Origin of the sequence: Corynebacterium lipophiloflavum DSM 44291, assembly GCF_000159635.1 — a bacterium.
In the GTDB taxonomy this organism is placed as follows: domain Bacteria; phylum Actinomycetota; class Actinomycetes; order Mycobacteriales; family Mycobacteriaceae; genus Corynebacterium; species Corynebacterium lipophiloflavum.
In genome coordinates this window covers 138,732-149,888 of record NZ_GG667193.1, presented here as the reverse complement: position 1 = coordinate 149,888, position 11,157 = coordinate 138,732, and the positions used below count along the sequence as shown (strand labels likewise).

10 protein-coding genes are annotated in these 11,157 nt (G+C 64.7%); 7 read left to right on the top strand and 3 right to left on the bottom strand.

Features of this window, described 5'->3' with window-relative positions; all coding sequences use genetic code 11:
* The first annotated feature begins 95 nt into the window (after positions 1-95).
* Positions 96-353, top strand: a complete 258-nt coding sequence (locus HMPREF0298_RS07345) for a hypothetical protein (protein WP_006840512.1) — start codon at positions 96-98, stop codon at positions 351-353.
* A 209-nt stretch (positions 354-562) separates the two neighbouring features.
* Entirely contained in the window at positions 563-985 is a 423-nt protein-coding gene (locus HMPREF0298_RS07340; RefSeq protein WP_006840510.1) for a hypothetical protein, read from the top strand.
* Positions 986-1,092: 107 nt separating this feature from the next.
* Here HMPREF0298_RS07340 and clpB read toward each other — a convergent pair whose 3' ends face one another.
* Together clpB and HMPREF0298_RS07330 are read right to left on the bottom strand one after the other, a co-directional pair.
* Positions 1,093-3,651: an ATP-dependent chaperone ClpB gene (gene clpB, locus HMPREF0298_RS07335; RefSeq protein WP_006840509.1), complete on the bottom strand. Its 2,559-nt coding sequence runs from the start codon at positions 3,649-3,651 to the stop codon at positions 1,093-1,095.
* Between the two features lie 95 nt (positions 3,652-3,746).
* Positions 3,747-5,135 carry a sodium/glutamate symporter gene (locus HMPREF0298_RS07330; protein ID WP_040422892.1) on the bottom strand — a complete coding sequence of 463 codons (1,389 nt, stop codon included), beginning with the start codon at positions 5,133-5,135 and terminating at the stop codon, positions 3,747-3,749.
* Positions 5,136-5,191: 56 nt separating this feature from the next.
* On the opposite strand from HMPREF0298_RS07330, the gene HMPREF0298_RS07325 reads away from it, so the two are divergent.
* The gene (locus tag HMPREF0298_RS07325; protein WP_006840507.1) at positions 5,192-6,163 is read left to right on the top strand and encodes a ferredoxin reductase domain-containing protein; all 972 of its coding nucleotides are present in this window, start codon (positions 5,192-5,194) and stop codon (positions 6,161-6,163) included.
* Here HMPREF0298_RS07325 and HMPREF0298_RS07320 read toward each other — a convergent pair.
* Positions 6,160-6,963: a carbon-nitrogen hydrolase family protein gene (locus HMPREF0298_RS07320; RefSeq protein ID WP_006840506.1), complete on the bottom strand. Its 804-nt coding sequence runs from the start codon at positions 6,961-6,963 to the stop codon at positions 6,160-6,162. The two genes, HMPREF0298_RS07325 and HMPREF0298_RS07320, sit on opposite strands and share 4 nt — an antisense overlap.
* Before the next feature lie 90 nt (positions 6,964-7,053).
* Here HMPREF0298_RS07320 and HMPREF0298_RS07315 point away from each other — a divergent pair, with 90 nt between their 5' ends.
* The 4 genes from HMPREF0298_RS07315 to HMPREF0298_RS07300 all read left to right on the top strand — a co-directional run bounded on the left by HMPREF0298_RS07315 (position 7,054) and on the right by HMPREF0298_RS07300 (position 11,155).
* Positions 7,054-7,320, top strand: coding sequence for a hypothetical protein (locus HMPREF0298_RS07315; protein ID WP_006840505.1), 267 nt, complete (start codon positions 7,054-7,056; stop codon positions 7,318-7,320).
* Positions 7,313-8,455, top strand: a complete 1,143-nt coding sequence (locus HMPREF0298_RS11615; RefSeq protein WP_006840504.1) for an alpha/beta hydrolase — start codon at positions 7,313-7,315, stop codon at positions 8,453-8,455. Before HMPREF0298_RS07315 ends, HMPREF0298_RS11615 begins: the two co-directional genes overlap by 8 nt.
* Positions 8,456-8,471: 16 nt before the next feature.
* Positions 8,472-10,232: a pyruvate dehydrogenase gene (locus HMPREF0298_RS07305; RefSeq protein WP_006840503.1), complete on the top strand. Its 1,761-nt coding sequence runs from the start codon at positions 8,472-8,474 to the stop codon at positions 10,230-10,232.
* Between the two features lie 122 nt (positions 10,233-10,354).
* Positions 10,355-11,155 carry a hypothetical protein gene (locus tag HMPREF0298_RS07300; protein ID WP_006840502.1) on the top strand — a complete coding sequence of 267 codons (801 nt, stop codon included), beginning with the start codon at positions 10,355-10,357 and terminating at the stop codon, positions 11,153-11,155.
* Positions 11,156-11,157: the final 2 nt, after the last annotated feature.

Below are 11,157 nucleotides of genomic sequence, written 5' to 3'. Positions count from 1 at the left end.
TATTCTGTCACGCTTGGTGCTATACTCGACGCGACGACACCCGACGGCTAAAACCCGTGCGGGTGTTTTTGTATGCCCATACCACGGGAGGCCACATGATGCTGCACACCATTCGCCACAAGCTCATCGAGCGGTTGGCCGGCGCACCCATCATCGACGACCTGAACATCGCCGAGTCGATCTACCCGCTCGCCATGACAGGCACCATCGCCGTGCGGAACCTCGAAAGCGACGTCGACGTCTTCGAGGGCACCGCGGTGGTCAACGCCGGCACCAGCCTCACCATCTGCGCGAGCGGGCAGATCATCGCCTACTACCCAACGAGCGCATACGAAGCCGTCGCAGCACTATGAGCACCAAACCCAGCACCACAGCCCGCGGCTACGGATGGAGACACCAAAAACAACGCGACCGCCTCCTCTACAACCACCAAGACGGCACACCATGCTGGTGGTGCGGACTGAAGTGCCCCAGGTTTTGTTCCGCCTGAGTAGATGGGAAAATTTGGGGCACGTCGAATCGCCTATCGTCCGTTGACCGTTAAGCTTGGAGTACACACCACGTGAACGATGACTACGAAAGCTTTGTCCCAACCCAGGCAGATATACGACCGGAGAGCGCATCCTGGTTCCTCGACGAGGGCGACGACGGTGCCTACCTCACCATCGAGGTCGAGTGTGAATCGCTAGAGGACAAGGACAATGAGGCACTTTTAGACGACTACGTACACGTCGCGGTGGAGTGGTTTCCGCTGCCCGGTAACAACGTAGATGCAATCGTCGGCAAGCGGCTTCAGAGCAACATTTTTGGTGAGCCGGCCGAGCCGACACTGTCCATTGATGGTGCGCATTGGCGTTACGACCACGCCACTGTGGAGATCCTCAAGCACAACGGGGATGACCTAACTGTGCGAATGGAGTTTTCCGGGGACATCGACGGGACTGATCTCGACTCTTTCACTTGCGAGGTCACAGCGACGCGGTAGAGCTAAGAAATCTGCCCCGGCCCTACGTTGGGGCAGAATCACACCACCCCGACCTCTCCGTTCATCGACGTGGACGAAGAGGCCGGGGCAACGCTCTGCCTTTTGTGTTACTGCACCGCGTCGACGCTCAGCGCCTCCCCACCGTCGGCCACATCCACGGCGACGGTATCGCCATCGCGGACATAGCCGGCCAACAGCTCCTTGGCCAGCCGGTCTCCGATCGCCTGCTGGATCAAACGGCGCAGCGGACGGGCACCGTAGGCCGGGTCGTAGCCGCGTTCAGCCAGCCACGCTTTGGCGGAATCGGAAACGGTCAGGGTCAGGCGTCGAGAAGTCAGACGCTGCGCTAGCTGCTCGAGCTGGATGTCGACAATGCCCACGAGCAGCTCGGAGGAGAGCGGCTCGAATACCACCACATCGTCGAGGCGGTTGATGAACTCCGGCTTGAAGTGGCGCTTCACCGCCTCCATGATTTCCTCCCGGCCACCGCCCGCACCCAAGTTGGAGGTCAAGATGATAACCGTGTTGCGGAAATCCACCGTGCGACCCTGGCCGTCAGTCAACCGGCCCTCGTCGAGAACCTGGAGCAACACGTCGAAGACGTCCTGGTGCGCTTTCTCCACTTCGTCGAAAAGCACGAGCGAATACGGCCTGCGGCGCACTGCCTCAGTGAGCTGGCCACCGGCATCGTAGCCGACATATCCGGGAGGCGCACCAACGAGACGCGCCACCGAATGCTTCTCGCCGTACTCGGACATATCGATGCGCACCATCGCGGTCTCATCATCGAAGAGGAACTCCGCCAGCGACTTCGCCAGCTCCGTCTTACCCACGCCCGTCGGGCCGAGGAAGAGGAAGGAGCCAATCGGTCGGTTTGGATCCGCGACACCAGCGCGCGAGCGTCGCACCGCATCAGAGACGGCCTCGACGGCGTCACGCTGGCCGACAACGCGTTCGCCCAGCACAGACTCCATGTTCAGCAGCTTCTCCGTCTCCCCCTGCATCATCTTGCCCGCAGGAATACCCGTCCAGCTGGAGACAACCTCGGCGATGACATCGGGGGTGACTTCCTCGGTGAGCATCGTGCGGCTCGAATCGCTCGCTTGCGCCTCAGCCTCGGCAACCTGCTGCTCCAGCTCCGGGATCCGGCCGTAACGCAGCTCAGAAACCCTGGCGTAGTCGCCGTCGCGCTCCGCGATCTCGGACTCGTTGCGCAGACGCTCGAGTTCCTCCTTCGCAGACTGAACGCTGTCGATCTGGTTCTTCTCGTTCGCCCAGCGCGCCTTCATCTCGCCGAGGGTCTCGCGCTGGTCCGCGAGCTCCTGGCGCAGCGCGGCGAGGCGCTCCTGGGAGGCAGCGTCGGACTCCTTGGCCAGGGCGATCTCCTCGATCTCGAGGCGGCGCACGACGCGCTCGAGCTCGTCGATCTCCTGCGGGGAGGAATCGATCTCCATCCGCAGGCGCGAACCGGCCTCATCGACCAGATCAATGGCCTTGTCCGGCAGGAAGCGGTTGGTGATGTAGCGATTCGACAGTTCCGCGGCGGCAACCAGGGCGGAGTCCTGGATGCGCACGCCGTGGTGGACCTCGTAGCGCTCCTTCAGGCCACGCAGGATGCCGATGGTGTCCTCCACCGTGGGCTCGCCCACGTACACCTGCTGGAAGCGGCGTTCCAAAGCGGCGTCCTTCTCGATGTACTTGCGGTACTCATCCAGTGTGGTCGCGCCGACGAGGCGCAGCTCACCGCGGGCGAGCATCGGTTTGATCATGTTGCCCGCGTCCATGGCGCCCTCACCGGACGCACCGGCGCCGACGATAGTGTGCAGCTCATCGACGAAGGTTATGATCTCGCCCTCGGACGAGGTGATCTCCTCCAGAACCGCCTTGAGGCGCTCCTCGAACTCGCCGCGGAACTTCGCGCCGGCGACCATCGAGCTCAGATCCAGCGAGATCAGCGTCTTGCCCTTCAGCGACTCGGGCACGTCGCCGGCCACGATACGCCGGGCCAGACCCTCAACGATAGCGGTCTTGCCCACGCCGGGCTCGCCGATGAGCACCGGGTTGTTCTTCGTGCGGCGGGAGAGCACCTGAACCACGCGGCGGATCTCGGAATCGCGCCCAATCACCGGGTCGATCTTGCCCTCACGGGCACGCTTGGTCAGGTCCGTGGAGTACTTCTCCAACGCCTGGAACTGGTCCTCCGGGGACTCGGTGGTCACCTTCTTGTTGCCGCGCACTGCGGGGAAAGCTCCCTTGAGCACCTCATATGTGGCGCCGCGCTTCTTCAGCAGCTCGGCGGCCTCGTCGTTGCCGCGGGCGATGCCGGCGAGGAGCACCTCGGTGGAGACGTATTCATCACCGAGCTCTCCAGCGAGTTCCTGCGCCGTGTTGATCGCGTTGAGCGCGTCCCGGTTGAAGTTCGGGTTGGCCATGTTCTGGCCCTCCGCCTTCGGGTATCCCGCCACGATGTCGCCCGCCTCGCGGGCAACGGTGGCCGGGTCGACGCCGGTGGCCTGGAGCACCGGGGCGGCGATTCCGTCTTCCTGGGTGAGAATCGCCTCCAGCAGGTGGGCCGGGCGGATGTCGGGATTACCGCTTGCCGACGCCTTCTGCAACGCCTGCTGAATGGCTTCTTGCGTCTTGGTTGTGGGGTTGAATGATGCCATGAGTGTTCCTTTCACTGTTAGATTCCACCCTACGCAACGCCGGGAAAGTTGAGTCTATTCCACTCAAGGCAAACTTTGTGGAAATCCTCCGAGCGCTAGTCCGCCTTCGTCACCGTTTGAATCCGCATCGACCCGCCTTGAAGACCCCCCTTTCCTTTGCCATGTTTCTTCGCGGGCACCCACTTCAGCGCGAAGCTCATGATGAGCACACCAACCGCAACGGCGAAGGAAGCCCACCCGAAACCAGTTGTGAATCCCGCAATTACCACGATCGGCGCGAGGATGGTCATGCCGATTTCAAAGGGCGCGAAGCCGACGTAGGCCACGCCGTACTCGTTGAGCGTGCCGGATTTCAGCTTCGGGTCGACCATCTTCAGCAGCGCGATACCTGTGGCGACTGCGGCGGTGGCCCAGCCCCAGCCGAAGATGCCACGCTCGAGCCAATTCTCGCCGAAGAACAAGGGCCCCGCCCACAGCATCCACACCACGCAGAAGAGAGTGCCCAGGACGAACATGAGCACCAGCGCCTGCCAGTAATCGGCGAGCGCCGCGGGAACGATCGAGGCGATACCGAAGGCGATCATGTAATCGGTGGCCGCGCCCGAAATCGAGCTGACAGTGTCGCGGTCGAGGTAGTTTTCGCGACCGGCAACGCGCAGCAGCATGCGACCAATCAGCCCCACGACGAAGGACATGGCAAACAGCGGGATGGACACGTTTGGCCACTGGTCCTTGATAAGTCCGTTGAGCAGGTAGGCAATTAGCACCGTAAACACGATGAAACCGCCGTGCAGTGCAAGCGGCTCAATCGACGAGGGGTTGGTGGTTGCCTTGCCGATGGATGGGCGATCCACCTCGTTCTCGATATATCCTGTGCGCAGGTCCGTCGGGAGCTCGCCTTTGAGTTCAGTGGCCCGGCCCGCGCGGATGCCCAAGTTGGCCACGATGACACCGCCGATAATCGCCACCAGCGTGCCCACGGTCGCGGAGGTAAAACCCAGCGAGGAAGCCTCCGCGATACCGATGTCCTCCAGCGAGGACCCCACTGCCGCGGCGGTGCCGAAACCGCCGACGAAGCCGACGGGCAGCATCATCCCGAACCAGGGCTCGGTGCCGAACAGCGGCGCGAACAGGTACAGCCCGAGAAGTATGAATATGCCCCACTGCCCCATGAACATCGCGGTGGAGTAGGCCCACATATTGCGGGCCCCGGAAGCAATGGAGCCACCGAGATCCATGGAGAACGCCATAGAGGCGAACACCACAGCGATGAGCAGTGTGGTGTAGGTGCCCACCTGGTCGGACCAGTTGATCAGCCCGAGTACTTCGGGGCCGATCAGCAGCCCGATCAACCCAGCGGTGATCGGTGCGGGTAGAAGCAGTGCCTGAAGAACCTTGAGTCGGTTGCGCAGGACGTTGCCGACGATGAGCAGGATGGAGATCCAGCCGATATCCGTAAGCAGTGTGTAAGGGGTGTATTCCACAACAGAGACGATATCCGAGCCGCGGCAGTTCCAAAGCATTAGTAGGCTACAAAACTATGGATCGGTTCTCGGAGGAAGTGCGCACGCTGCGCAGCGATCGCGAGCGCGTGCGCGAGCAGCTTTTCAGCGCCATCATCGCCGAGCTACCGCAGGGCGCCGGCATGTTTCCGCGGGATTCGAACAAGGTCTCGCACGAGCTTATCGACGCTCTGACCTACATTTTCCTGACCTCAAGCCCCACGGCGACCCTGCCCGAATCCACCCTGTACACGCTGCGCGCATGGGCCCTGGACCTGCGCCGCTACGGCTTCCCTCCCACCGCTTACGCGGTGTTCGCACGGGTGATCCGCCAGGTACTTTCGGCGGGCATCGAGGCGCGCTTCGTGCTCGAGGACGCCGCAGCCGAGATGGCGCGTACCGCCCACGCCGCCGATGTGGAGGGGGTCCCGGCGGCCGCCGCTGCGCGGGTGACGGCGGTGCGCCCTGAAGGGGACATACACGTGGTTCGCCTCGAAGCGGGGTTTCCCCTGGGCTACCGCCCAGGCCAGTTCATGCCGGTGTTGCAGGTTGGCCGCCAGGGTGTGTGGCGCAACCTCGCCCCGGCGCTGCCGGCGAACCCGGTTTGCCAATTGGAGTTCCATGTCACGTGCGAAATCGAGGTACAGGTCGGCGATTACGTCACGCTCGGCGCGGCGCGAGGCGTGTGGCCGAGCTTCGCGCGCAGCGAGCTCAGCGTCACCGCGGTGGGCTCAGGCACGGCCGCGGCGAAGGCGATCGTGTTTCACGCCCTGGAGATGCCGCAGCCGCCGCGGGTTAGCCTTGCGCTGCTCGGCGAGGTCGCGCAGCGCTCGACCTTCGAACGTCTGGCCGCGGTGTGCGAGTGGTTCAGCATTGTCGAGACCCCCTCGACGTCCGGGGAGGTTGTCTACTGCGGCCCGGAGGTCGACATCGCCGCCTTGAACCCCCCTCCCGGGGTGCTGCGGGTCTGCCCCGATGCCCCGGAGAAGTGGTCGGTGCCGGCGTCCTAGCTGGCGTGTTGAAGCAGCGGCAGGCTGGCGCGGGCCTCGGCGACTGCCGCGATGTCAATGTCGGCGTAGACGATTTCGGGCCCGTAACCTGCCTCGACTATGCGCTGCCCGTTTGGCGAGACGACGACCGAGTGGCCGATGCCGGTCGGCCCGCTGGCCTGGCCCGCGTGGGCCTCTCCCCCGGGCCTAGCCTGGTCGGCCGCGACGATGAACACCCCGGTGTCCAGTGCGCGCGCGACGGTGAGGGTGCGCCACTGCTCGCGCTTGTTCTTCCCGTCGGCCCAGCTCGTGGGCACGACGATCACCTCCGCACCGAGCCGGGCGAGGTTTTTGAACTGCTCCGGGTAGCGGATGTCAAAGCACGTCGCCACGCCCACCACGGCTCCCTCGTGGACGAAGGTGACCAGGTCGGCGCCCGGCTTGACGGTGGCGGATTCGGTGTAGTCCGCGACGTCGAAGGTATGGATTTTGTCGTAGCCTTTGTGCACTCCGTCGCCTGTGATCAGCGCGGTGTTGTAGACGCGGTTGAGCCCGTCCACAGAGTCGGCGGGGCGGAACATTCCGGCGACGATGGTCACCCCCAGTTCTGCGGCCAGCTCGCGCAGCCCGGAGGCAAACGGCCCGTCGAGCTCTTCGGCCTGGGTGTCTAGGCGCCCCTGGTCGAAGCCCTGGCTGGTGGCCTCGGGCGTGACAATCAGCGTCGCTCCGTTCGCAGCCGCATCCCGGATACCAACGGACACGTTGGCCAAGTTCTCGCTTTTATCAGGCCCGGTGGTCACTTGCAACAGCGCGATTCTCATGAGCCCAAGAGTATGTGCACAACCCGGGGTTATCCACAGCCGCCCGCACCTCCCCTTGTTTTCTGACCTGTAGGCGGTAAATCTGCGCCCATGAATTCCATCCAACTCTCTACCGCTACCGCCCAAGCCGCACGCACCGCACTGCTGCCCGTTACGCCCCTGCCCCGAACAAGCCTGCCCGGCGGTTTCACCGCGGCAGCCCTCGAGCACTTCCAAGCCCGCACGCACGTGCTTGTCGACGCCCACCTCAACGCCGCACTCACCCGCTGCGCCGCGATCGCCTCTTTCGCCGATCGGGTCTGTTACATCGACGCCGATACCGCCGCCGCAATCGAAGAGGCCGCGCGCGATGTATAACCCCCGCCTCAACACAGCCGCCGAGCGCGCCGCGTCGGTGGTGCTCGCGCAGACGGCGGCGCTTTGCCGGGACCGGGCAGCGCGCGTCGAGGCGGCGCCCGGCGCGATCGCGGCCACGGGATTTGCCGGGACTGCTGCCGTGATTGGACTGGCTGGTTTCCCGCTGTGGGCGCTGCGGATTTTCTCCATCGCGGCCCTCTTTGAGCACGCGGCGGTGATCCTGGAGTCGTCGGCAAGCGCGCAGGAGAAGCTCAATGGGCTGGCGCACGTTGCGCTCAACCTCCACCTGGCCGAAGTGGTCTACCAGCTCAACACCATCTCCTTCCTGCTCGACCTGCACACCGCCCGGGCACTGCGCGGCCTGCTTCCCGCCGAGGACGGCCTCTCTGACACGCTGGCGGACCACCCCGGCGAATCCGTCGAGGCCATCGACGCCCGCCTCGCCGCCACGCTTCCCGCCAGCACACTGCGCGATATCCGCGGCGCCGGCGGGATGGTGCTGGAGACCGGGCCCGGGGGCACGACAGTCATTATCGGTGACACCGTCGACCCAGCGAGGGTTACCACGATGGTCGCCGGGGTGTCCACGGGAGATCCGAAGAAACTCGCCGGTGAACTGGATAAAGCGCGCTCCGTGGCGGCCGCCGCCGGCGGGGCCGTCGTAGTCTGGCAGGGCTATACTCCCCCGCCGAGCGTGATCCACGGCATCGACCCCTTAGCGGCGCGCACGGGCGGGGTGGCGCTCGCCGAGTTCCAGGCCGCGCTGCGTGAGCGCTACCCCGACGCGCGCCTGACCGTGCTGTCGCACAGTTACGGAACGGTCGTGGCCACCCGCGCGGCGCAGGGCCCGGGGCTTGTAGTGGACGACTTGTGGCTGCTGGGGTCCCCGGGCGTCGGTGTGCCGAGCGTCGACAAGCTTGAGCTCCTCGGAGCCGACCCGCAGGTGTTCGTGGCCGATGCCGACCGCGACCCGATAACCGCGACGCGGTTTCGCCACGACGCCGCGCACGGCTATTCCCCGTCCGCCGAGTCGTTCGGAGCGACACGGATCGACGGCGTGCGCGGCGATCACGGTGCCTATTTCACGGATCCGGCGCTGCTCAGAGCGCTTTCGAAGTCAACCTCGGCAGGTTAGGACGTATCATCGGGCCATGGCTTCCAACTTCGCCCAGCAGCTTGTCAACACCCTCGAGCGCCTCGGAGTCAAACGCATCTACGGGCTCGTCGGGGACTCTTTGAACCCGCTGTCCAACGCCGTGCGCACCTCCAGCATCCAATGGATCCACGTCCACAACGAGGAGGCCGCTGCCTTCGCCGCAGCCGCCGACTCCCTCTCCACCGGCGACCTTGCCGTGTGCGGCGCCTCCTGCGGACCCGGCAACACCCACCTCATCCAGGGCTTGTACGAGGCGCACCGCAACGGCGCGAAAGTCCTCGCGATCGCCTCCCACATCCCGTCGGCCGAGATCGGGTCGGAGTTCTTCCAGGCCACCCACCCCGAATACATCTTCCAGGAGTGCTCGGGCTACCGGGAGGTGGTGCACACTGGCACCCAGGGCGCGCGGGTTTTGCACAACGCGGTGCAGTCCACCCTCGCGGGAAACGGAGTGTCGGTCATCGTGGTGCCGGGTGACGTGTTCACCGCCGAGGTCGCCGATTCCACCACGGTGAGCTCAGCGTACGCCACCGGCGCCGCCAAGCGCGTCTACCCCGACCCCGCCGAGGCCGCGGCGCTGGTGCGCGCGATCAACGAGGCCGATACCGTCACCCTGTTTTGCGGCTACGGCGCCCGCGACGCCCGCGAGCAGGTATTCACGCTGGCAGAAAAGATCAAGTCCCCCATCGGGCACTCGTTTCGCGGCAAGATGTTCATCGCCCACGACAACCCCTTTGACGTAGGCATGTCCGGCTTGCTCGGATACGGAGCCTGCTTCGAGGCGTCGCAGGAAGCAGACCTCTTTATCATGGTCGGCACAGATTTCCCCTATACCGACTGGCTGCCGCACGGCAACGTCGCCCAGATCGACATCAACGGAGCGCACATCGGACGGCGCACTAAGGTAGCCGTGCCCGTGGTCGGCGATGTAGCCAGCGTCATTGACAACATCCTGCCCCACGTCGAGGAAAAGCAGGACCGCTCCTTCCTCGATCGCATGCTCACCCGCCACGCTGAGCTGCTCGAGAACGTGGTGCGCACCTACACCACCCCGGCGCGGGAATCGCGTACCCCGATCCACCCGGAGTTCGCCGCGTCCGTGCTCGACGAGATCGCCGCCGACGACGCCATCATCACCGTCGACACCGGGATGTGCAACGTCTGGTCCTCGCGCTACTTCACCGCCAACGGCCAGCGCGCCGAGCACGCCTCCTACCTGCACGGCACGATGGCCAACGCCCTGCCCATGGCGATTGGCATCCAGGCGGCCAACCCGGACAGGCAGGTCATTTCCTGGTCCGGCGACGGCGGCCTGGGCATGCTGCTCGGCGAGCTGCTCACCGTCAAGCTGCACAACCTGCCGATTAAGACAGTGGTATTCAACAACTCCTCGCTCGGCATGGTGAAGCTGGAAATGATCGTCGAGGGCTTCCCCGACTTCCAGACCGACCACGAGGAAGTCAACTACGCTGCCATCGCCGAAGCCGTCGGCATCAAGTCCTTCCGCGTCGAGGACCCTTTCGACCTTAAGCCCGCGCTTGCCGACGCCCTCTCCCACGACGGTCCCGCACTCGTCGACATTGTCACGGACCCCGACGCACTCTCTCTGCCACCGGACATCACCTGGGACATGCTCACAGGGTTTACCTCGGCCAGCGTGAAGACCGTCCTGGACGGCGGCGTGGGGCGCATGGTCAACCTGGCGCGGCGCAACATCCGCCAGATCGGGGCTGCGACCTCCATCGCGAAAAAGTGACGATCATGTGACCGCAATATTAGTAATTTGTTATCCAAATGGAACACAAGTTCCTGTGGGTTGTCTGTAGCGTAGTTAAAGGACGCATTTGTTCAGATAAGAAATGAAAGGTTGTTTTCCTTATGACTACACCGCAGAACCCGAATGAGACCGGCCGCGTCGCGCGCGTGCGCCAAACCACTACCCGTCGCGCTACCGGACAGGCACCGGCCGGTTCCGAGTCCCGCGCATACGAAACCGTGACCGAGACGCCCGACAGCGACACCACCGGCCAGGAGGCCTGGATCGGCACCCATTCCACCGACGTATCCAACGGCAACGTGTCCTGGGGTGCAATCTTTGCGGGCGTGGTGACCTTCCTCGGTCTCATGATCCTGCTCGGCGTCGGCGCTGCGGCAATGGGCCTGCAGGGCTCCTCCGCCGTCGCCACCGGCATCTTCGCCGTGATCTCCCTGGCAATCGCCTTCGCCGCAGCCGGCTACGTCGCTGGCGCGCTCGGTGTGCGCGCTGGCCTGTTCCACGGTTTCGCCACGTGGGCCACGTCGTTGATTGCCGCACTGGTTCTTACCGGCTGGCTCGGCGCCTCCGTCGTTGGCGGCCTCGGCTCCGTTCTGGGCACCGTCGCCCAGTCCGCCGGTAACGCCGTGAGCGTCACCTCCGAAGACGCTCAGGCTGCACAGGACGCTGTTGATCCGCAGGAGGCCCAGAACGCCCAGCAGCAGGCTCAGCAGACCGCTCAGGAAGCTGCGCAGCAGGCTCAGCAGACCGCTCAGGAAGTCGCCCCCGAGGTTGCCGCTGGCTCCTGGTGGACCTTCGCCGGCCTGATCATCGGCGCACTGATCTCCGCCTTTGCAGGTGCCGCTGGTGCCCGCTCCGTGCTCAACCGCGACGAGAAGCAGGTTGTGCGCCCCGCGAATCGCTAAAC